17 protein-coding genes and 1 riboswitch are annotated in these 20,721 nt (G+C 74.0%); of the genes, 8 read left to right on the top strand and 9 right to left on the bottom strand.

Features of this window, described 5'->3' with window-relative positions; translation table 11 throughout:
* Positions 1–23: 23 nt before the first annotated feature.
* The 4 genes from cbiE to OG580_RS17155 all read left to right on the top strand — a co-directional run bounded on the left by cbiE (position 24) and on the right by OG580_RS17155 (position 4,217).
* A complete protein-coding gene (cbiE, locus tag OG580_RS17170; protein WP_267044556.1) occupies positions 24–1,262 on the top strand; it encodes a precorrin-6y C5,15-methyltransferase (decarboxylating) subunit CbiE in 1,239 nt (412 codons plus the stop codon).
* Positions 1,259–2,008: a precorrin-4 C(11)-methyltransferase gene (gene cobM, locus OG580_RS17165; RefSeq protein WP_267044555.1), complete on the top strand. Its 750-nt coding sequence runs from the start codon at positions 1,259–1,261 to the stop codon at positions 2,006–2,008. The genes cbiE and cobM overlap by 4 nt, the downstream gene beginning before the upstream one ends.
* A gap of 22 nt (positions 2,009–2,030) precedes the next feature.
* On the top strand, positions 2,031–3,275 hold the full coding sequence (locus OG580_RS17160) for an SGNH/GDSL hydrolase family protein (RefSeq protein ID WP_267044554.1): 1,245 nt from the start codon (positions 2,031–2,033) through the stop codon (positions 3,273–3,275).
* Positions 3,276–3,527: 252 nt separating this feature from the next.
* Positions 3,528–4,217 (top strand): hypothetical protein, encoded by a 690-nt coding sequence (locus tag OG580_RS17155; protein ID WP_267044553.1) that lies wholly within the window; start codon positions 3,528–3,530, stop codon positions 4,215–4,217.
* Between the two features lie 25 nt (positions 4,218–4,242).
* Here OG580_RS17155 and OG580_RS17150 read toward each other — a convergent pair whose 3' ends face one another.
* Both OG580_RS17150 and OG580_RS17145 read right to left on the bottom strand, forming a co-directional pair.
* Positions 4,243–4,821 (bottom strand): GNAT family N-acetyltransferase, encoded by a 579-nt coding sequence (locus OG580_RS17150; RefSeq protein WP_267044552.1) that lies wholly within the window; start codon positions 4,819–4,821, stop codon positions 4,243–4,245.
* A gap of 42 nt (positions 4,822–4,863) precedes the next feature.
* Entirely contained in the window at positions 4,864–5,988 is a 1,125-nt protein-coding gene (locus tag OG580_RS17145; protein WP_267048033.1) for a cobalt-precorrin-5B (C(1))-methyltransferase, read from the bottom strand.
* 15 nt (positions 5,989–6,003) lie between these two features.
* On the opposite strand from OG580_RS17145, the gene OG580_RS17140 reads away from it, so the two are divergent.
* Both OG580_RS17140 and OG580_RS17135 read left to right on the top strand, forming a co-directional pair.
* Entirely contained in the window at positions 6,004–6,732 is a 729-nt protein-coding gene (locus OG580_RS17140; RefSeq protein WP_267044551.1) for a cobalt-precorrin-6A reductase, read from the top strand.
* 45 nt (positions 6,733–6,777) lie between these two features.
* Positions 6,778–8,331: a serine hydrolase gene (locus OG580_RS17135; protein ID WP_267044550.1), complete on the top strand. Its 1,554-nt coding sequence runs from the start codon at positions 6,778–6,780 to the stop codon at positions 8,329–8,331.
* An 8-nt stretch (positions 8,332–8,339) separates the two neighbouring features.
* Here OG580_RS17135 and cobJ read toward each other — a convergent pair whose 3' ends face one another.
* From cobJ to OG580_RS17120, 3 genes are read right to left on the bottom strand one after another with little or no spacing between them, the layout of a single operon-like run.
* Complete coding sequence (gene cobJ, locus OG580_RS17130) at positions 8,340–9,824, bottom strand: precorrin-3B C(17)-methyltransferase (RefSeq protein ID WP_267044549.1); 1,485 nt, start codon at positions 9,822–9,824, stop codon at positions 8,340–8,342.
* On the bottom strand, positions 9,821–10,474 hold the full coding sequence (locus OG580_RS17125; protein ID WP_267044548.1) for a precorrin-8X methylmutase: 654 nt from the start codon (positions 10,472–10,474) through the stop codon (positions 9,821–9,823). The genes cobJ and OG580_RS17125 overlap by 4 nt, the downstream gene beginning before the upstream one ends.
* Positions 10,471–11,817 (bottom strand): cobalamin biosynthesis protein CobG, encoded by a 1,347-nt coding sequence (locus tag OG580_RS17120; RefSeq protein WP_267048032.1) that lies wholly within the window; start codon positions 11,815–11,817, stop codon positions 10,471–10,473. Before OG580_RS17120 ends, OG580_RS17125 begins: the two co-directional genes overlap by 4 nt.
* A 78-nt stretch (positions 11,818–11,895) precedes the next feature.
* Positions 11,896–12,045, top strand: a riboswitch (cobalamin riboswitch).
* Between the two features lie 78 nt (positions 12,046–12,123).
* On the opposite strand from OG580_RS17120, the gene cobN reads away from it, so the two are divergent.
* Complete coding sequence (gene cobN, locus OG580_RS17115) at positions 12,124–15,801, top strand: cobaltochelatase subunit CobN (RefSeq protein ID WP_267044547.1); 3,678 nt, start codon at positions 12,124–12,126, stop codon at positions 15,799–15,801.
* 49 nt (positions 15,802–15,850) lie between these two features.
* Here the strand turns inward: cobN and abc-f are convergent, their stop codons facing one another.
* Both abc-f and OG580_RS17105 read right to left on the bottom strand, forming a co-directional pair.
* Entirely contained in the window at positions 15,851–17,515 is a 1,665-nt protein-coding gene (gene abc-f / locus OG580_RS17110; RefSeq protein WP_267044546.1) for a ribosomal protection-like ABC-F family protein, read from the bottom strand.
* A 97-nt stretch (positions 17,516–17,612) separates the two neighbouring features.
* Complete coding sequence (locus OG580_RS17105) at positions 17,613–17,960, bottom strand: DoxX family protein (RefSeq protein ID WP_267044545.1); 348 nt, start codon at positions 17,958–17,960, stop codon at positions 17,613–17,615.
* Positions 17,961–18,052: 92 nt separating this feature from the next.
* Here OG580_RS17105 and OG580_RS17100 point away from each other — a divergent pair, with 92 nt between their 5' ends.
* Positions 18,053–18,490 (top strand): MarR family winged helix-turn-helix transcriptional regulator, encoded by a 438-nt coding sequence (locus tag OG580_RS17100; protein WP_267044544.1) that lies wholly within the window; start codon positions 18,053–18,055, stop codon positions 18,488–18,490.
* 127 nt (positions 18,491–18,617) lie between these two features.
* Here OG580_RS17100 and OG580_RS17095 read toward each other — a convergent pair whose 3' ends face one another.
* Both OG580_RS17095 and OG580_RS17090 read right to left on the bottom strand, forming a co-directional pair.
* Complete coding sequence (locus OG580_RS17095) at positions 18,618–19,598, bottom strand: nucleoside hydrolase (RefSeq protein WP_267044543.1); 981 nt, start codon at positions 19,596–19,598, stop codon at positions 18,618–18,620.
* 41 nt (positions 19,599–19,639) lie between these two features.
* Positions 19,640–20,620: a S8 family peptidase gene (locus tag OG580_RS17090; protein WP_267044542.1), complete on the bottom strand. Its 981-nt coding sequence runs from the start codon at positions 20,618–20,620 to the stop codon at positions 19,640–19,642.
* Positions 20,621–20,721 lie beyond the last annotated feature (101 nt).

Raw genomic sequence — 20,721 nt, 5'->3', positions numbered from 1 at the left:
AGGGCTCACGTAGAGTCCCCGACGTGAACGCTGCGATATCGGTCGTCGGAATCGGCGCGGACGGCTGGGACGGGCTCCCCGAGAGCTCCCGCCGCGTGCTGCACGCCGCCGAGGTCCTCATCGGCGCCCCCCGCCAGCTCGACCTCGTCCCCGCCGGAGAGTGCCCCGGCGAGCGGATCGCCTGGCCCTCCCCCCTCCGGCCCGCCGTCCCCGGACTGCTCGCCGCCCACGAGGGCCGCGCGGTCGCCGTCCTCGCCAGCGGGGACCCCTCCTTCTACGGGATCGGCCGCACCCTCGCCGAGGCCGTCGGCGCCGACCGCCTCCGGATCCACCCGCACCCGTCCTCCGTCTCGTACGCCTGCGCCCGCCTCGGCTGGCCCCTGGAGGCCGTCGAGACCGTCTCCCTCGTCGCCAGGCCGCTCGCCGCGCTCTCCGCCGCCCTCCACCCCGGGCGCCGGCTCCTCGTCCTCGGCGAAGGCCCCGACACCTCCGCCGAGGTCGCCGCGCTGCTGCGCCGCACCGGCTGGGGCGCCACCCGCGTCCGGGTCCTGGAACAGCTGGGCGGCCCCGGCGAACGGCTCCTCGACGCCACCGCCGCGGACTGGCCGTACGAGCGGACCGACGCCCTCCACGTCCTCGCGCTCGACTGCGTACGCGACCCGGGCACGCTCCGGCTCGGTGCCACGCCCGGACTGCCCGACGAGGCGTACGAGCACGACGGGCAGCTCACGAAGCGGTACGTCCGCGCCGCCACGCTCGCCGCGCTGGCGCCCGCCCCCGGCGAACTGCTCTGGGACATCGGCGGCGGCTCCGGCTCCATCGGCATCGAATGGATGCGGACCCACCGCGCGTGCCGGGCGATCGCGGTGGAGAAGTCCCCGGAGAGGGCCGCGCGCATCACCCGCAACGCGGACACCCTCGGCGTCCCCGCCCTGCGCGTCGTCACCGGACCGGCCCCCGCGGCGCTCACCGGCCTCCCCACCCCCGACGCCGTCTTCATCGGCGGCGGGCTCACCGTCCCCGGCCTGCTCGACGCCTGCTGGGACGCGCTCCCGGCCGGCGGCCGGCTCGTCGCCAACACCGTGACGCTGGAGTCCGAGGCGCTGCTCGCCGACCGCTACCGCCGGCACGGCGGCGAACTCGTCCGGCTCGCCGTCGCCGCGGCCGTCCCGGTGGGCGGGTTCACGGGCTGGCGCCAGGCGATGCCGGTCACGCAGTGGTCCGTAACGAAAACAGCAGATCCAGGAGATCGATCCGCATGACCGTCTACTTCATCGGCGCGGGCCCCGGCGCGGCCGACCTCATCACCGTGCGCGGCGCGCGGACCCTCGCGAAGTGCGGGGTCTGCCTCTACGCCGGCTCCCTCGTCCCCACCGAGCTGCTCGCCGAGTGCCCGCCGGACGCCACGCTCGTCGACACCGCCCAGCTCGACCTGGACCGGATCGTCGACGAGATCGCCCGCGCGCACGAGGCCGGCCACGACGTGGCGCGGCTGCACTCCGGGGACCCGTCGGTCTTCAGCGCGGTGGCGGAGCAGATGCGGCGGCTCGACGCCCTGGAGATCCCGTACGAGGTCGTGCCGGGCGTCCCCGCGTTCGCGGCTGCGGCGGCCGCGCTCAAGCGGGAGCTGACCGTTCCCACCGTCGGCCAGACGGTGATCCTCACCCGGATCGCCCAGCAGGCCACCCCGATGCCCGAGGGCGAGGACCTCGCGACGCTCGGCCGCAGCGGCGCCCTGCTCGTCCTCCACCTCGCCGCCCGGTACGTCGACCGGGTCGTCGGCGAGCTCGTCCCGCACTACGGCGTCGACTGCCCGGCCGCCGTCGTGGCGATGGCCAGCCGCCCCGACGAGATCGTCCTGCGGGGCACGCTGGAGGACATCGCGGACCAGATGAAGACGGCCGGCATCACCAAGACGGCGGTGATCCTGGTCGGCCGCACCCTCGCGGCCTCGGAGTTCCGCGACAGCCACCTCTACGACCCGGCGCGGGACCGGCACGTCTGCTGACGAGCCGCCGAGAATGATCCGCATGCCGTCCTCGCGCAGGCTCCCGGTCGCCGCCCTCGCCCTCGTCCTGCTGGCCGTCCCCGCCTCCGCCGTCGGGGACGCCGGGCCGGTCGGCGGTCCCTGGACCGGCGCGTGGACGGCCGCCGTCCAGCGGCCCACCTCGAAGTTCTATCCGACCTGGTCGGAGAAGGGCTTCGACGGCCACTCCGTGCGCCAGGTCGTCCGGGTCACCGCCACCGGCCCCGAGCTGCGGATCCGGCTCTCCCACGCGTACGGGAGCACGCCGCTGCGGCTCACCGGCGCCACCGTCGCCCGCGCCGGCGACGGTGCCGCGCTCGTGCCCGGCACGGTCCGCCACGTGACCTTCGGCGGTGCCCGCTCGGTCACCGTCCCGGCCGGCGGGAAGGTCGTCAGCGACCCGGTCCCGATGGCCGTGCGGATCCAGCGGCGGGTCGCCGTCACCCTGTACTTCGAGGGCCCCACGGGCCCGGTCACCTTCCACCAGTACGCGCTCGGCGACTCGTACCGCGCGAGCGGCGACCACCGCGCCGACGAGGACCCCGGCGCGTACACGGAGCGGACTCCGCCCTGGTACGTCCTGGAGGGCGTCGAGGTGGCCGCGCGGCCCGGACCCAGGGGGGTCGTCACGTTCGGCGACTCCCTCACGGACGGCTTCGGGGCCACGCCCGGGGCCGACGACCGCTACCCCGACCGGCTCGCCGACCGCCTCGCCGCGTCCGGCGACCCCCGCCCGGTCCTCAACCTCGGCATCGGCGGCAACCGGGTCCTGAGCGACTCCGCCTGCTACGGGGAGAAGGCCGTCGACCGGTTCGCGCGCGACGTCCTCGGCCAGCCCCGGGCCGGCACGGTCATCGTCCTCGAAGGCACCAACGACATCCTGATGGGCACCACCCAGGAGACCCGCTGCACCCGGCCGAACCGGCGGGTCACGGCCGCCGAACTCATCGAGGGGTACCGGATCCTGATCCGCACGGCGCACGGGGCCGGGCTGCGGATCGTCGGCGCCACGATCCCGCCCTTCCCCTCGCCGCCCTTCGTCGTGGGGACGTACGACCCCGAACGGGTCCGGGACGAGGTCAACCACTGGATCCGCACGAGCGGCGAGTACGACGCGGTCGCCGACTTCGACCGCGCCGTCGCGGACGGCGACCATCTGCGTCCGGAGTACGACAGCGGCGACGGTCTCCACCCGAACGCGGCCGGCTACCGGGCGATGGCGGAGGCCGTCGACCTCGACTCCCTCTGAACCCCGGGCCCGGAACCCGGGACCACGCGCCGGGGCCCCGGGGAGTCCGATCCCCGGGGCCCCGGCGCGTGGTCCCGCCTCAGGCGTTCGGCCGCTTGCCGTGGTTCGCGTTCTTCTTCTTGCGGGCCCGACGCTTGTTGCCTCGCTTCGCCATGGGACTCCCTCTCGCTCGTGGGGTATGTCCCGGTAAGCGTAGATTCGCGGCAGGGGGGCCGCATGTCGGCTGTCGGCACCGTGCGGTGTCATGGACCTATGACCGTTGACGACGTGGCCCGGGCGCTGCCGGGTATCGAGGAACTGCGCGACCACTCCCGGGGGCTCGCGATGCTGGACGCCGTCCTCAGCCCGGACTGGGAGGGCCGGTACTACTCCTTCGACGCGCACTGGTCGGAGACCGAGCAGCTGGCGTCGATGCGGGACGGCTCCGGCGGCGAGTACACGATCGTGCTCTCTCCGGCGGGGGCGTACGCGCGCGTCTTCGACCACGAGTCGCCGCTGAGCCCCTTCGGGCCGCTCGCGGACGGCCGGACCTGGCCCGGGGTCCTCGACGGTGTCCCGGAGGCCTTCCGGGAGTACCTGACGGAGCCCGCGTTCACGGACGAGGACGGGGTGCACGTGACCACCGCCTGCCTCTGGCGGGAGACCGCGGACACGGCCTGGCGGACGGGACCGGTCGCCTTCCCGGACCTCGACGGTCACCCGGACCCGGACGGCTCCGGCCGCCTCCTCCACCTGCTCACGGACCGCTCGGCGGAGGCGTACGCGGAGTGGGCCTCGGACTACTACGAACGCCCCGTCGGTCTCGAAGCCGTACGGCACGTCCTCGCCCTGCGCCCCCTGACCCCGGAGATCGTGGCGGCCCTCAACCCGGCCCTCGACCCGGAGACGGACCTCGACGGCCTCGCGGAGGACGTACGGGAGATCGGCTACCCGGCCGCCTGAGCGGGTGGGGCGGCGGGCGGGTCCGCTAGGGGGTGTCCGACAATTCCCGCCGGGTCCGGCCCGCCCGGTACTCCGGCGCCAGGATCGACATCACCGTCGCGTCGACCCGTTCGCCCTCCCACAGCAGCGCGCCCCGCAGCACGCCCTCCGCCCGGAAGCCCGCCTTCTCGTAGGCGCGGCGGGCGCGGGGGTTGAAGGCGTAGACCTCCAGATGGATGCGGTAGAGGCCGAGGGCCTCGAAGCCGTGGCCGACGATCAGCCGGGTCGCCTCCGTGCCGAGGCCCCGCCCGACCGCGTCCGGGACGAAGCCGATGCGGAAGGAACAGCTCTCGTTGTCCTCGTCCCATTCGTTGAGGACGGCCTCGCCGACGACCCGGCCCGTCGCGCGCTCCACGACGGCGAGGTCGAGGCGGTCGTCCTGTGCGCCCCGGGAGGCGTACCACTTCCGCAGTGCCGGCTCGTCGAAGCGCGTGTGGCAGCCGGTCAGCCTGGTCACCTCCGCGTCCTCGAACAGCGGCAGCAGCGCGGGGACGTCGTCCTCCGTGACGGGGCGGAGGACCACCAGGCCACCGGTGAGCGTGGGCTTGTGCGAGAAGTCGGTCATGGTCGGATTCTCGATGGCGGGGCCGCGCGCTGTCGCGGCGATTTACGCGCCGCCCGGGCCCCGTACCGTCGAACGGCCCACGACGATGCCCGCGCGGTCGATGCAGATCACGTCCACCGCGACCGGCGCGCCGCGCAGGACCGCGAGGGACTCGTCGCGGGCGCGGGCGGCGACGAGGTCGCCGAGGGGGACGCCGGCGGCCTCGCAGAGGCGGAGCGCGGCGAGGCCCGTGTTGGCGTCGGCGATCTCGGCGGCGAGGGCCTCGGAGGCGCCGCCGGTGCGGGCCAGGTCGGCGAGGAAGGCCTTGTCGACCTGGGAGCGGGCCGAGTGGAGGTCCAGATGTCCGGCGGCCAGCTTGGAGAGCTTGGCGAAGCCGCCGCAGACGGTGAGGCGGTCCACGGGGTGGCGGCGGATGTACTTGAGGACCGCGCCCGCGAAGTCGCCCATGTCGAGGAGGGCGATCTCCGGCAGGTCGTAGAGCTCGGTGACCGTGCGCTCGGAGGTCGAGCCGGTGCAGCCCGCGACGTGCGTGAGGTCGCCCGCGCGGGCCACGTCCACGCCCCGGCGGATGGATTCGATCCAGGCGGAGCAGGAGTACGGGACGACGACGCCGGTCGTGCCGAGGACCGACAGACCGCCGAGGATGCCGATGCGCGGGTTCCAGGTGGAGCGGGCGATCTCGGCGCCGTTGTCGATGGAGACGGTGATCTCCACGTCGCCCGGCGCCTCGTGCCGGGCCGCGACCGCGGCGACGTGCTCGCGCATCAGCTGCCGGGGCACCGGGTTGATCGCCGGTTCGCCGACGTCCAGGGGGAGGCCGGGCAGGGTGACCGTGCCGACGCCCTCGCCCGCCCGGAAGACGACGCCGGAGCCGGCCGGCAGGAGCCGTACGGTCGAGCGGATCACCGCGCCGTGCGTCACGTCGGGGTCGTCGCCCGCGTCCTTCACGACGGCCGCCATGGCCGTACCGGAGCCGAGGGACTCGGCGGTGAGCGCGAACGCCGGCGTCTGCCCCTTCGGCAGCGTGACCGTCACCGGGTCCGGGAACTCGCCGGTGAGCAGGGCCGTGTACGCGGCGGTCGTCGCCGCCGTCGCACAGGCACCGGTCGTCCATCCGGGGCGCAGACCGGTGTGCTTGAGTTGGGCCTCGCGCCCGCCGCCCGACATCACGAAGAGGCTCCTGTGCACGTACTCATTCTCGGGGGGACCACCGAGGCCCGCACCCTCGCCGGCCTGCTCCACACGGGCACCGACGTGCGGGTGACGAGTTCGCTCGCCGGGCGGGTGGCCTCGCCGCGGCTGCCCGAGGGCGGGGTGCGGATCGGTGGCTTCGGCGGTGTCGACGGGCTCGTCGACTGGGTGCGCGAGCACGGCGTGGACGCGGTCATCGACGCCACCCATCCCTTCGCGGAGCGGATCAGCTTCAACGCGGCCCGGGCGGCCGCCACCGCCCATGTTCCCCTGCTGGCGCTCCGCCGTCCCGGCTGGGTCCCGGTAGCGGGCGACGACTGGCGTTCCGTGGCCTCCCTGCAGGAGGCCGCCGGGGCTCTGGACGGCCTCGGTGACCGGGTGTTCCTGACGACGGGCCGCCTGGGCCTCGCGGCCTTCGCGGACCGCCCCGAGTGGTTCCTGGTCCGCTCGGTCGACGCCCCGGACGCCCCGATGCCGGCCCGCACCGAAGTCCTCCTCGACCGCGGCCCCTTCACGCTCGAAGGAGAACGGGAGCTGCTGCACCGCCACCGCGTCGACGTCCTGGTGACGAAGGACAGCGGCGGCGCGGCGACCGCCCCGAAACTGACCGCGGCCCGGGAGGCGGGCGTCCCGGTCGTGGTCGTCCGCCGCCCCCCGGTCCCGGAGGGCGTTCCGGTGGCGGCGACCCCGGAGGAGGCCGCCGCCTGGGCGCTGTCCTAGAAGCCTTGGCGCGACAGGGGATTCCTCCCGGCGTTCAATGGAGGGGTGAGTACCGTCCGCTGGTTGGTCACGGCGGGGCTCGTGGCGCTGTTGGGTGCCGCGCCGAGCCCCTCGCCCACCCCGGATCCGCCCCCGCCGCAGCCGCCTCCCGTGCTCGACCGGGCGGACGTGGACCGGGCGGTCGGCCGGCTCGACGCCACGGTCACGGAGCTGATGAAGCGCACCGGCGTCCCCGGCGTCTCCGTCGCCGTCGTGTACGAGGACCGGGTCCTCGTCGTGAAGGGGTACGGGGTCCGTGAGGTGGGCAAGGCGGCCAAGGTCGACGCCGACACCGTCTTCCAGCTGGCCTCGGTGTCGAAGCCGATCGCGTCGACCGTCGTCGCCGGGGCCGTCGGCGTCGAGGGCTGGCAGCGGCCCGTCGCCCCCGACCTGCCGGAGTTCCGGCTGAAGGACCCGTGGGTGAGCTCCCATGTGACGGTCGCCGACCTGTTCTCGCACCGCAGCGGCCTGCCCGACCACGCCGGAGACCTCCTGGAGGACCTCGGCTACGACCAGGCGTACATCCTGTCCCACCTGCGGTACGAGCCGCTGGCGCCGTTCCGCGCGAGCTACGCGTACACCAACTTCGGCCTCACGGCGGCGGCCGAGGCCGTCGCCGGGCGGGAGGGCGTGCCGTGGGAGAAGCTCGCCGAGGACACGCTGTACAAGCCCGCCGGGATGGACGACACCAGCTCCCGCTTCGAGGACTTCGCCACCAACCCCGACCGGGCCGTCGGCCACGTCCAGGAGTCCGACGGCAGCTGGAAGCCGCGGTACGTGCGGGACCCGGACGCCCAGTCACCGGCCGGCGGCGTCAGCTCCTCGGCCGGCGACATGGCGACCTGGCTGCGGCTCCAGCTGGCGAACGGCGAGCTCGACGGCCGCCGGATCGTCGACGAGGACGCCCTGACCCTCACCCACCACCCCGAGGCCGTCGCCTCGCCGCCCCGCGCACCGGCCGGCCGGACCGGCTTCTACGGCCTCGGCTGGAACGTGTCGTACGACGACGAGGGCCGGCTGCGTCTCTCGCACACCGGCGCGTTCGCGCTCGGCGCGCACACCAACGTCACGATGCTGCCGGGCGAGCAGCTCGGGATCGTCGTCCTCACCAACGGGGCGCCGGCCGGCGTCGCGGACACCGTCGCCCTCGACTTCTTCGACACCGCGCAGGACGGCGAGCCGAGCCGGGACTGGCTGCCGCTGGTCGACGGCCTCTACCAGCAGCAGGAGGACGCGGGCCGTTCGGAGACGGACTACGCGAAGGTGCCCGCCGACGCCACCCCCGCGAAGGCCGCCGACGCCTACGCCGGCACGTACGCCAACGACTACTTCGGCAGGCTGACGGTGACCGAGGAGGGCGGCGGCCTGGTGCTGAAGCTGGGGCCGGAGCCCCAGACGTACCGCCTCACGCACTACGACGGCGACACGTTCAGCTTCGCGACGCGCGGGGAGAACGCCGTCGGCCCGACCGGCGTCACGTTCTCCCCGGACGGGAAGACCGTCCGCGTCGAGTACCTGGACCAGGAAGGTCTCGGCACCTTCACGCGGACCGGCTCGTAGCGAGCCGGTCAGCCGTACCGGCGCGGCGTCCAGGTGATCGTCCGGCCGTCGGCGCGTTCGACCGCGCGGGTCTGCGAGGAGCCGACGAGGAGCAGCGTCCGCATGTCGACCTCGGACGGGTCCAGGGTCTTCAGGGTGAGGACGCGGACCGACTGCTCCGGGCCGCCGACATCGCGGGCGACGACCACCGGGGTCTCCGGGGAACGGAGCTCCAGGAGGAGGTCGCGGGCCGCCGCCACCTGGTGGGTACGGGACCTGGAGCCCGGGTTGTAGAGGGCGATGACCAGGTCGGCGCCGGCGGCGGCACGCAGCCGGGCCTCGATGACGTCCCAGGGCTTGAGCCGGTCGGAGAGCGAGATCGTGGCGTAGTCGTGGCCGAGCGGGGCGCCCGCCGCCGCGGCGGCCGCGTTGGCTGCGGTCACGCCGGGGAGGACCCGTACGGGGACGTCCGTGTACGCCGGTTCGCAGGCGACCTCCAGGACGGCGGTGGCCATCGCGAAGACGCCCGGGTCGCCGCCGGAGACGACCGCGACCTTGTGACCGCGCCGGGCCAGGTCGAGCGCGAACTCGGCCCGCTCCGACTCGACCTTGTTGTCGGAGCCGTGCCGGATCTGGCCGGGGCGCAGCACCGGCACCCGGTCCAGGTAGGTGGTGTAGCCGACGAGGACGTCGGCGTTGACGAGCGCGCCGCGCGACTCGGGCGTCAGCCAGGGCGCGCCGGCCGGGCCGGTGCCGACGACGACGACCTCGCCCTGTTCCCGTACGGGAAGTTCCTGGTCGACGCGGGAGGGGAGGACGGCGACCGAGAAGTAGGGGACGGTCTCCGGGTCGATGTCGGCGAGGGCGCCGGTCCGCTCGCCCGCCATGAACGCGCGCTCCACGTACCGGGCGTCGTCGAGGCGACCGGCCCGCTCCAGGGCCCGCTTCACGGTGGGGAAGGTGCGGCCGAGCTTCATCACGACCGCCGAGTCGGTGCCCGCGAGGCGGGCCGTCAGCTCGTCCTCCGGCAGCGTGCCGGGGATGATCGTGAGGACCTCCTCCGCCTCGCACAGCGGCTCGCCGAGCCGGGCGGCGGCGGCGCTCACCGAGGTGACGCCGGGGATGACGGTCGTGTCGTAGCGGTCCGCGAGCCGCTTGTGCATGTGCTGGTACGAGCCGTAGAAGAGCGGGTCGCCCTCGGCGAGGACGGCGACCGTGCGGCCGGCGTCGAGGTGGGCGGCGAGGCGGGCCGCGGCCTCCTCGTAGAAGTCGTTCAGGGCGCCGCGGTAGCCGCCGGGGTGGTCCGTGGTCTCGACGGTGAGCGGGTACATGAGCCGCTCCTCGACGTGGTCCTCGCGGATGTGCTCGGCCGCGATGGAGCGCGCTATCGAGCGGCCGTGGCGGGCCGAGTGGTAGGCGATGACGTCGGCGCCGGCGATGGCCTTCACGGCCGCGACCGTCATGAGGTTCGGGTCTCCGGGGCCGAGGCCGACCCCGTACAGCTTTCCGGTCACTGCTGGATCTCCGCTTCGTGGGCGAGGGCGTTGATCGCGGCGGCGGTCATCGCGCTGCCGCCGCGACGGCCCCGTACGACGAGGTAGTCGAGGCCGAGCGTCTGCTCGGCGAGCGCGTCCTTGGACTCGGCGGCGCCGATGAAGCCGACGGGGATGCCGAGGACGGCGGCCGGTCGGGGAGCGCCCTTCGCGATCATCTCCAGGAGGTGGAAGAGGGCGGTGGGCGCGTTGCCGATGGCGACGACGGAGCCTTCGAGGCGGTCCCGCCACAGTTCGAGCGCGGCGGCGGAGCGGGTGGTGCCCAGCTCGGCGGCGAGGCCCGGCACGGCCGGGTCGGAGAGCATGCAGATCACCTCGTTGTCGGCGGGCAGCCGCTTGCGGGTGACGCCGCTGGCGACCATCTGGGCGTCGCAGAGGATCGGGGCTCCGGCGTTCAGGGCCTCGCGGGCTTTCGCGACGACCTGGGGGGAGTACGCGATGTCCTGGACGAGGTCGGTCATGCCGCAGGCGTGGATCATCCGGACCGCCACCTGGGCGACGTCGGCGGGCAGGCCCGCGAGCTCCGCCTCGGCGCGGATCGTGGCAAAGGACCGGCGGTAGATCTCCGCCCCGTCCTTCTCGTAGTCGAACATCCTGGTGCTCTCGCTCATCTCGTCGTCGTGGTGCGGGCCGTGGTCACTGCGTCGGGCAGGGCGGTACGGGGGGTGGGGGCGCCGTCCACCAGGTAGGCGTCGTCGGCGGTGGCGACGACGTCGACCCAGGTGCCGTGCGGATGGCCGCAGCGGCGTTCGCACCCGGAGTAGTGGACGGGGAGGCCTGCGGGGGCGGGGTGCGCGGGGGCGGCGGGGTGCCCGGTGGGGCCGGGCCGCCCCGGGGTCGCGTCGGCGCGGACGTCCGCGAGGGACTTGGCGCAGCCGGGCCGCCCCGTGCAGGCGCTGACGCCCGCCCAGGGGGAGTCGGGGCGGGTGATCAGCCCGTACGAGGCGAGGGCGGCGAGCCGGTCCTCGCCCGTCGCCCCGACGACCACCGCTCCGCGCCACGGCGTGAGCCGTACCTCCTCGGCGGGCAGCAGCGCGCGCAGTTGGGCGGCGGTGAGACGGCCGAGGGGGGCCAGAACGTAGAGGGAGGCGGGGCCGATCGGGCCGGGGGTGAGGGAGGCGGGGCCGATCGGGCCGGGGGGCGTGGGAGTGAGGGGCCCGGGGGCGAGGGGCCCGGGAGTGAGGGGCGTGCCCTCGGGAAGTTCCCGGTCCGGTACGGGCTCCGCCGCGATCCCCGCGCGGGCGAGCGCGCCCGCCACGTCCGGGGCGCACCCCTCCGGCAGTTCCCGCATCCGCCAGGCCCCGTTCCCGGCCTCGCCGGCGGCGGCCAGGAAGGCTCCGGCGGCGGCGAGCGCGGCCGGGGGCGCGTCGTCCCCGCCGACCCGGAAGGCCTGCCCGCCGACGTGCAGGAGCGCGGAACCCGGCTCCACTGCGACCAAGGTCACATCTCCGCCGAGTCCCGCCACGTCTCCGCGCCCGTCGTCGAGGACGAAGAGGAATCGGCCGGAAAGCGCCGCCGCCCAGGGCTCGGCGCACAGCAGGCCGTCCAGGTCACGGGCCCACAACTGGACCTCGGGGCCGCCGAGTCCGTCGAGGCCGGCGGCGGGCGAGACCACGATGTTGCGGACGCGTTCGTGCGTGGGGGAGGGCAGCAGGCCCGCTTCCGTGAGGAGCGCGGCGAGCTCCGTGCCGCAGCCCTCGGTGAGGCCGCGCAGCTCGGCGTTCCCCCGGGAGGTGAGGCTGATCCGCCCGTCGCCGAGGGACTCCGCCGCGTACGCCAGCGTCTCGACCTGGCGAGCCGTCAGGCGCCCTGCGGGCAGCCGGAGTCGGGCCAGTCGGCCGTCGTCGGCGGCGTGCAGGCGCAGCGCCCCGGGGCAGGCGTCGCCACGGTCCCGAATGCGAGCTTCGTCCCGTTCGGGCGTCGTGGGTGGGGTGGGCGGCATGGCGGCGAGCATACCCACGGGGAACCGGCCCACCACCGGGTGTGATCCGGCCGACTCGACGGCCCGCCCCGCCCCGCGACGGCACGATCTAGGATGCAGATCGGCATGGGGTCCCAGGACCCCGGGGAGGAAGCCCGGTGAGAATCCGGCGCGGTCCCGCCACTGTGAGCCGCCCCGGGCTGTGCGCAAGCACGATCCCGGGACCGGTGAGTCAGGAACTCCCTTCCCCAAGCTCTCGGCTTCGCTCGAGCAGGGGAGGCCCCAACCCACACGACCACCCGGGGCGCGGACAACCCCGAGGAAGGGCCTGCGCACGCCATGCTTCTGCTGCTGTCGCACTCCGACACCGACCTGCTCAGCGCCCGTGCGGCGAACGCCGCCTCGGCCGGCGGACCGGTCGAGTACCGCTTCGCCAACCCCTCCCGGCTGCCCCTCGCCGAACTGCCCGGCCTCCTCGACGGCGTCGAGCTCGTCGTCGTCCGCCTCCTCGGCGGCCTCCGCTCCTGGGAGGAGGGCCTGGACGCGATCCGCGCCGCCGGGAAGCCGGTCGTCGTGCTCAGCGGCGAACAGGCCCCCGACGCCCAGCTGATGGAGACCTCGACCGTCCCCGTCGGCGTCGCCACCGAGGCGCACGCCTACCTCGCGCACGGCGGCCCCGCCAACCTGGCGCAGCTGGCCCGCTTCCTCTCCGACACGGTCCTCCTCACCGGCCACGGCTTCGAGGCCCCGGCCGCCGCCCCCACCTGGGGCCCGCTGGAGCGCACCCCGGGACGCACGGACGGCCCGACCATCGCGGTGCTCTACTACCGCGCCCACCACATGAGCGGGAACACCGCCTTCGTGGACACCCTCTGCGCGGCGATCGAGAACGCCGGCGCGCAGGCGCTCCCGCTGTACGTGGCGTCCCTGCGGGCCCCCGAGCCCGAGCTGCTCGACCGGCTCCGTACCGCCGACGCGATCGTCACGACCGTCCTCGCCGCGGGCGGCACCAAGCCCGCCGAGGCGCAGGCCGGCGGCGACGAGGAGGCCTGGGACGCGGGCGCGCTCGCCGGGCTCGACGTGCCGATCCTGCAGGCGCTGTGCCTGACCGGTTCGCGCGCGAACTGGGAGGAGAACGACGAGGGCCTGTCGCCGCTGGACGCGGCGAGCCAGGTCGCCGTGCCCGAGTTCGACGGCCGGCTCATCACCGTCCCCTTCTCCTTCAAGGAGATCGACGCGGACGGCCTGCCCGCGTACGTCGCGGACGCCGAGCGCGCGGCCCGCGTCGCCGGGATCGCCGTGCGCCACGCGCGCCTGCGTCACATCCCGAACGCCGAGAAGAAGCTGGCGCTCGTCCTCTCCGCGTACCCGACGAAGCACTCCCGCATCGGCAACGCCGTCGGTCTGGACACGCCCGCCTCCGCCGTCTCCCTCCTGCGGCGACTGATCGCGGAGGGATACGACTTCGGTCCCGCCGAGGAGCTGCCCGGTCTGGTCTCCGGCGACGGCGACGAGCTGATCTACGCCCTCATCGAGGCCGGCGGCCACGACCAGGACTGGCTGACCGAGGAGCAGCTGGCCCGCAACCCGGTCCGCATCCCGGCCGCCGACTACAAGCGCTGGTACGCCGAACTCCCCGCCGAGCTGCGTGAGTCCGTCGAGGAGCACTGGGGCCCGGCGCCCGGCGAGATGTTCCTGGACCGGTCGCGCAACCCGGAGGGCGACATCGTGCTCGCCGCCCTGCGCCGCGGGAACCTGTTGGTCCTCATCCAGCCGCCGCGCGGCTTCGGCGAGAACCCGATCGCGATCTACCACGACCCCGATCTGCCGCCGTCCCACCACTACCTGGCCGCCTACCGCTGGATCGCCGCCCGCTCCGAGGACGGCGGCTTCGGCGCCGACGCCATGGTCCACCTGGGCAAGCACGGCAACCTGGAGTGGCTGCCCGGCAAGAACGCCGGTCTGTCCGCGGCCTGCGGCCCGGACGCGGCCCTCGGTGACATCCCCCTGATCTACCCCTTCCTCGTCAACGACCCGGGCGAGGGCACGCAGGCCAAGCGGCGCGTCCACGCGACCCTCGTCGACCACCTGGTGCCGCCGATGGCGCGCGCCGAGTCGTACGGCGACATCGCGCGCCTGGAGCAGCTCCTCGACGAGTACGCGCAGATCTCGTCCATGGACCCGGGCAAGCTGCCCGCGATCCGTGCCCAGATCTGGACGCTGATCCAGGCCGCCAAGCTCGACCACGACCTGGGACTCGAGGACCGTCCGGAGGACGACGGCTTCGACGACTTCCTGCTGCACGTCGACGGCTGGCTGTGCGAGATCAAGGACGCGCAGATCAGGGACGGCCTGCACGTCCTCGGCGGGGCGCCGGAGGGCGAGGCCCGGGTCAACCTGGTCCTCTCCATCCTGCGCGCCCGGCAGATCTGGGGCGGTACGCAGGCGCTGCCGGGCCTGCGCGAGGCGCTGGGCCTGGACGAGTCGGCCATGGACCGGGCCAGGACCGACGACATCGAGGAGCGCGCCCGCCGGGTGGTCGAGGCCATGGAGGCCGTCGGCTGGTCCGTGGACGCGATCACGGACGCCGCCGTACTGGGCCTGGGCGCCCCGCCGATGGGCGGCACGGCGTACGGGATCCAGCTGGAGTCCGTGAAGACGGTCCTCCGCTTCGCCTGCGAGCAGGTCGTGCCGCGGCTCGCCGGCACCACCGACGAGCTGACCCACGCCGTGCACGCCCTGAACGGCGGCTTCGTCCCGGCGGGCCCGTCCGGCTCCCCGCTCCGCGGCCTGGTCAACGTCCTTCCGACGGGCCGGAACTTCTACTCGGTCGACCCGAAGGCCGTGCCGTCCCGGCTCGCCTGGGAGACGGGCCAGGCGCTCGCCGACTCGCTCCTGGAGCGCTACCGCACCGACAACGGCGAGTGGCCGACCTCCGTGGGCCTCTCCCTGTGGGGGACGAGCGCGATGCGGACCGCCGGCGACGACGTGGCCGAGGCGCTGGCCCTGCTCGGCGTCCGCCCGCTCTGGGACGACGCCTCCCGCCGGGTGAACGGCCTGGAGCCGATCCCGCTGGCGGAGCTCGGCCGTCCCCGCGTGGACGTGACCCTCCGCATCTCCGGCTTCTTCCGGGACGCGTTCCCGCACGTCATCGGCCTCCTCGACGACGCCGTACGCCTGGTGGCCGGGCTCGACGAGCCCGCCTCGGAGAACTACGTCCGGGCGCACACCCAGGCCGACCTGGCCGAGCACGGCGACGAGCGGCGCGCGACGACCCGCATCTTCGGCTCGCGGCCGGGGACGTACGGCGCGGGCATCCTCCAGCTGATCGACTCCCGCGACTGGCGTACGGACGCGGACCTCGCCGAGGTGTACACGGTGTGGGGCGGGTACGCGTACGGGCGCGGGCTCGAAGGCCGTCCGGCGCGCGAGGAGATGGAGACCGCGTACAAGCGCATCGCCGTCGCCGCGAAGAACACGGACACCCGTGAGCACGACATCGCGGACTCCGACGACTACTTCCAGTACCACGGCGGCATGGTGGCGACCGTCCGCGCGCTGAAGGGCACGGCCCCCGAGGCGTACATCGGCGACTCGACCCGCCCGGAGACGGTCCGCACCCGCACGCTGGTCGAGGAGACCTCCCGGGTCTTCCGGGCCCGCGTGGTCAACCCGCGCTGGATCGAGGCGATGCGCCGCCACGGCTACAAGGGCGCGTTCGAGCTGGCGGCGACGGTCGACTACCTCTTCGGGTACGACGCCACCACGGGCGTCGTGGCCGACTGGATGTACGACAAGCTGACCCAGGAGTACGTGCTCGACGCGGAGAACCAGGCCTTCCTGAAGGAGGCCAACCCGTGGGCCCTGCACGGCATCGCGGAGCGGCTCCTCGAAGCCGAGTCGCGGGGCATGTGGGAGAAGCCGGACCCGGAGACCCTGGCCGCCCTGCGTCAGGTGTTCCTGGAGACGGAGGGCGACCTCGAAGGCTCCTCGGACGACGAGGGCGACGAGGGCTAGGGGTGTCTTGTCGATCAGGCGAGCCCGGTCTGATCGGCAAGACGCGCCCCTAGGGCCTGTCGTCGAAGTCCCGCCCGGGGTGCGGCGCCTGGCCCCGGGACCCGACGAACAGGTCCCGGCTCGGCACCGGCTTCCGGGCCGGGGCCAGTTCGAGGCGCCGGCCCCGGAAGCCCGCCCGGAGGCGCCGGTCGTGGCTGACCACGATCAGCGTGCCCCGGTACTCCGCGAGCGCGGCCTCGATCTCCTCCACCAGTCCGGGAGCCAGATGGTTCGTCGGCTCGTCGAGGAGGAGCAGGTCGGCGGGGCCGGTCACGAGCCGCGCCAGTTCCAGCTTCCGCCGCTGTCCGGTCGACAGATATCGGACGGGGGTGGTCAGGTCCGGGGCGGAGAAGAGCCCGAGGGCGAGCAGTTCGTCCGCGCGGTCTTCTCCGAAGGCCTCGCTCACCGTACGGGGGTCGGTGGGCGGGGCCGTCTCCTGGCGGAGCAGCCCGACCCGGGCCGGAGCCCGTACCGCGCCCGCGTCCGGGGCGAGTTCGCCCGCGAGGACCTTCAGCAGGGTCGACTTCCCGGCGCCGTTCGGACCGGTGACCAGGAGCCGCTCGCCCGGTTCCAGGTGCAGGGCGTCCAGGTGGAGCCGGCCGTCGACGCGTACGCCGGTGAGGTCGACGCGCGCGCCCTCGCCCACGAGGTCGGCGCGGAACCGGAGCGGTTCCGGGGGCGCCGGGACCGGATGGGCCGTGAGCCGGGCGAGCTTCTCGCGGGCGGCCCGGATGCGGCTCATCGCGCCGTGCGCCCGTGACCGGGCGCGGAAGGCGCCCGCCCCGCTGAACGCCGCCGGGGCCTTGCGGGGGATCGCGGAGAACCGGTCGACGGCGGTGTCCGCGAGGACCCGATAGCGGGCGAGCTCCTCCTTCCACTCCTCGTACTCCCGGTGCCTGCGGGCCCGTTCGGCGGCGCGTCCGACGAGGTAGCCGGAGTAGCCGTCGCCGTACCGCCGGACGGTGTGGCGGTCCTCGTCGACCTCCAGGACGGCGGTGGCGACCCGGTCGAGGAAGACCCGGTCGTGGGAGACGGCGACGATCGTCCCCCGGTGGGCGCGCAGCCACTCCTCCAGCCAGGCGACGGCCTCGTCGTCGAGGTCGTTCGTCGGCTCGTCGAGCAGGAGCAGCTCGGGCTCGGCGGCGAGGACGGCCGCGAGGGCGAGCCGGGAGCGCTGCCCGCCGGAGAGGGTGCCGAGGGTGCGGGCGCGGTCGAGCGGACCGGGCTCGCCGAGCCGGCGCAGGGTGGTCTCGACGCGCCGGTCGGCCCCGGCGCCGCCGCGGGCCTCGTAGGCGGTGAGCAGCTCCGCGTACCCGGCGAGGTCGCCGGTGTCGGCGAGGGTCGCCTCGGCCGTACGGATCGCCCGCTCCAGCTCCCGTACCTCGGCGAGCGCGTGGTCGACGGCGTCGCCGACGGTGGCGGTCGCGGGGAGGTCCAGGGTCTGGGCGAGGTGGCCGAGGCCGCCGGGGGCGTCGACCTCGACGGTGCCGTTGTCAGGGGTCTCCAGGCCGGCGAGGAGCCGGAGGAGGGTCGATTTTCCGGAGCCGTTGTCGCCGACGACGCCGAGCCGCTCACCGGGGCGGACGGTGAGGGAGACGCGGTCGAGGACGGTGCGGTGGTGGACGTACCGGTCGTCGTAGCGCTTGCTGACCTCGGTGAGTCGGGCACGGAACAAGGGCACTCTCCTCTGTCGATTACGCGAGACGGTCCGTCTCGTTTCATCGACAGTACGGCACGGGAGGGAGCTTGGCAAGACGAGACGTCTCGTCGCGTTAGTTCGAGGCTATGCGCAGGACCAGCGCGGCCGCCGCGAGCAGGCCGAGGAGGACGACCGGCGCCACGTCGCGGTCCTTGGCTCGCAGATGGACGACGGCCGCGCCGGCGAAGAAGAGGACCACGCCGATCGCCGCCGCCTCGCCGAGCAGGGGGACGGCGAGGCCCGCGAGCAGGCCGATCGCGCCCGCCGCCTTCGCGGTCGCGAGCCATGGCATCCAGGAGTCGGGGACGCTCAGTTTGACCATGGTGGCGGCGATCTGCGGATGGCGGGTGACGGTCAGGAAGGCGGAGGCGGAGAGCGCGAAGGCGAGCAGCGCGGCGACGACGGTGTAGGCGATGAACATGGGTGGGCTCCAACGGTATGGCGATGACAATCGTTGAACGGTATCAACGATTTATCTCGCTCCACAATAGGGCCGCTGTTACGGTGGGTGTCATGGCAGCTCTCCCGACCGACCGCCTCGGCTTCCTCCTCTCCTTCCGGGGGGAGCTCACCGGCGCGCGGATCCGTGCTGCCCTGGGGGTCGTGGGGCTGCACCCGCGGAACGCGATGACGCTGATGCGGCTCGCCCCGGGCGCGATGAGCCAGCGCGAGCTGGCTGCAGCGATGGAGGTCGACCCCAGCCAACTGGTCGCGATCCTGAATGAGTTGGAGTCCGACGGGCTCGCCGAAAGGCGACGGGACCCGGCCGACAGGCGGCGGCACATCGTGGAGATCACGGCGGCGGGCGCGGAGGTGCTCCAGCGGGTCGACACGGCCGTGAGCGCGGCCGAGCGCGAGCTCTTCGGCGACCTGACCGAGGCCGAACAGACGCTCCTGCGCGGCCTGTTGGACCGCGTGGTCGTGGACCCGGCCGACCACGACTGCGGCTGAGGGCTGAGGGCTGAGGGCTGAGGGCTGAGGGCTGAGGGCCGAGGGCTGAGGGCCGAGGGCTGAGGGCCGAGGGCCGAGGGTGCTAGGGGCTGACGGCTAGCGGCTCATGGCTCACGGCGAGGGCGACTCACGTCCTCTCCGGGGCGCCGCCCAGCACCCGTACCGCCTCGACGATCAGGTCCCAGAAACCGCCCGCGTCGACCTCCATCCCGATCTCCGCGTTGGGAGCGAGGCCCGTCACCCCGTCCAGGTCGACGACGGTCGCGCCGCGCGTCCACGTCCCCGTCAGCTCCACCCGCACCGCCGCCCGGACCAGGCTGACGAGCGACGGGTCGATGAGGTGGGCCACCGTCAGCGGGTCGTGCAGCGGGGGCGCGTCGAAGCCGTACACCTCGCGGTAGGTCGACGCGAAGTAGGTGAGCAGCTCGACGCAGAGCCGGCTCAGCGGGGTGCCGAGCGCCGCGAGCCGCGCGACGACCTCCGGGGTGGCCCGCACCTGGTGGGTGGCGTTGAGGCCGAACATCGTCACCGGCACCCCGCAGCCGAAGACGATGTCCGCCGCCTCCGGGTCGCAGAGGATGTTGAACTCGGCGGCGGGGGTGGTGTTTCCGCGCTCGGCGGACCCGCCCATCAGGACGATCCGCTCGATCCGGGCGGTCAGCCGGGGGTACGCGAGGAGCAGCGTCGCGATGTTGGTCAGCGGGCCCGTCGGGACGAGCGTCACGGGAGCCGGGTGACCGGTCAGGGTGTCCACGAGGAGCGCGAGCGCGTCGCGCGGGTCCTGCGGCACGGCCGGTTCGCCCGCGCCGAAGGTGGGCCTCCAGTCGGGGCCGTCGAGCCCGGAGCCGCCGTGGATGTTCTCGGCGAGCAGCTGTACGCCCTCCGGCCGGCCGTGCAGCGGGCCCGCCGCGCCCGCCGCGATCGGCACGCCCCGGATTCCGGCGGCCTCGCACACGCGGCGGGCGTTCAGGGTGGTCTTCTCCACCGACTGGTTGCCCGCGACGGTGGTGATCGCGAGCAGGTCGACGGAGGGGTGGGCGGCGGCCAGCAGGATGGCGAAGGCGTCGTCGTGACCGGGATCGCAGTCGAGGATCACGGGTACGGGCATGTCTTCACCGTCCCACAGGGAATGGTCGCCGTCACGGGGGCCTACTTGTCCTTCGCGACCTTCACGGCCGCCGCCGCGTCGACGTTCCCGAGACCCAGCTTGACGATCTGCTGCGGGTTGGCCGCCGTGTCGCGGATGGTCTGCATGATCGCGGCCGGGTCCAGGCCCTGGTGGTGCAGGAGGGCGGCCACGGCGGAGACGTACGGCGAGGCCATCGACGTGCCGGAGAGCTTCCCGTACCCCGAGAGGTTCTTCAGGGTCTCCTTCGTCGTGTACGTGGGGAGGGTGGAGAGGATGTCGACGCCGGGGGCCGTCACCGCGTTCTGGGCGCCGAAGTTCGTGAAGGAGGCGGGCAGTCCGGTCCGGTCGGCCGCGTTGACGACGAGGACCGGGGTGTCGATCTTGTACGGCTGGAGCGCCGTGGAGTCGTTGCCCGCGGCGGCCACCACGACCGCGCCCTTGCCGTTGGCGTGGGTGATGGCCTGGTTGAGGATGCCGCCCTTGAGCAGGCGGGCCATCAGGCCGGACTCGCCGAGGGAGAGGTTGATGACGTGGGCGCCGTGGTCGGCTGCCCAGACGATGCCCTTGGCGATGTTCGCGTCGGCGCCGCTGCCGTCGGCGCCGAGGACCCGGACCGGCATGATCTTGGGGCCGGGGGCGCCGCCCGCGACTCCGATGCCGTTGTCGGTGTGGGCGGCGGCGATGCCGGAGACATGGGTGCCGTGGCCGTTGAGGTCCTTGGGCTCGTCGTCGTTGTCGACGAAGTCGTAGCCGTCGACGAGCCGCCCCTTGAGGTCCGGGTGGTCGAGGTCCACGCCGGTGTCGACGACGGCGATGACGGTGTCCTCGCCCTTGGAGACGGACCACGCGTCCTGCATCTTCAGTGCGTCGAGCCCCCACTGCTGGCCCCGCAGCGGGTCGGGCTGGTTGTCGTCGTCGCTGCCGCAGCCGGTGGCGAACGCGGCGAGGGCCGCGAGGGCGGTGAGGGCGGCGAAGGTGGCGGTGGCGGGCCGGCGGCGCATGAAGTCTCCCCATATGTATGCGTTTGACCTAGTCAACAACCGGTGCGTGGCGCTCGCATCTCGACGACAGCCCGGCCACACTCCTGATGACAAAGCTCATT

Origin of the sequence: Streptomyces sp. NBC_00094, from assembly GCF_026343125.1 — a bacterium.
In the GTDB taxonomy this organism is placed as follows: Bacteria; Actinomycetota; Actinomycetes; order Streptomycetales; family Streptomycetaceae; genus Streptomyces.
This window is presented reverse-complemented; position numbering and strand designations above follow the sequence as displayed.

Bases quoted from the DNA above. Each gene is read 5' to 3' on its own strand.
- cobN (WP_267044547.1), top strand. From the start codon at position 12,124: ATGCTTCTGCTGCTGTCGCACTCCGACACCGACCTGCTCAGCGCCCGT.
- OG580_RS17105 (WP_267044545.1), bottom strand. From the start codon at position 17,960: ATGTTCATCGCCTACACCGTCGTCGCCGCGCTGCTCGCCTTCGCGCTC.
- OG580_RS17100 (WP_267044544.1), top strand. From the start codon at position 18,053: ATGGCAGCTCTCCCGACCGACCGCCTCGGCTTCCTCCTCTCCTTCCGG.
- OG580_RS17155 (WP_267044553.1), top strand. From the start codon at position 3,528: ATGACCGTTGACGACGTGGCCCGGGCGCTGCCGGGTATCGAGGAACTG.
- OG580_RS17160 (WP_267044554.1), top strand. From the start codon at position 2,031: ATGCCGTCCTCGCGCAGGCTCCCGGTCGCCGCCCTCGCCCTCGTCCTG.
- OG580_RS17145 (WP_267048033.1), bottom strand. From the start codon at position 5,988: ATGTCGGGCGGCGGGCGCGAGGCCCAACTCAAGCACACCGGTCTGCGC.
- OG580_RS17090 (WP_267044542.1), bottom strand. From the start codon at position 20,620: ATGCGCCGCCGGCCCGCCACCGCCACCTTCGCCGCCCTCACCGCCCTC.
- OG580_RS17095 (WP_267044543.1), bottom strand. From the start codon at position 19,598: ATGCCCGTACCCGTGATCCTCGACTGCGATCCCGGTCACGACGACGCC.
- OG580_RS17150 (WP_267044552.1), bottom strand. From the start codon at position 4,821: ATGACCGACTTCTCGCACAAGCCCACGCTCACCGGTGGCCTGGTGGTC.
- cobM (WP_267044555.1), top strand. From the start codon at position 1,259: ATGACCGTCTACTTCATCGGCGCGGGCCCCGGCGCGGCCGACCTCATC.
- OG580_RS17120 (WP_267048032.1), bottom strand. From the start codon at position 11,817: ATGCTCGCCGCCATGCCGCCCACCCCACCCACGACGCCCGAACGGGAC.
- OG580_RS17125 (WP_267044548.1), bottom strand. From the start codon at position 10,474: ATGAGCGAGAGCACCAGGATGTTCGACTACGAGAAGGACGGGGCGGAG.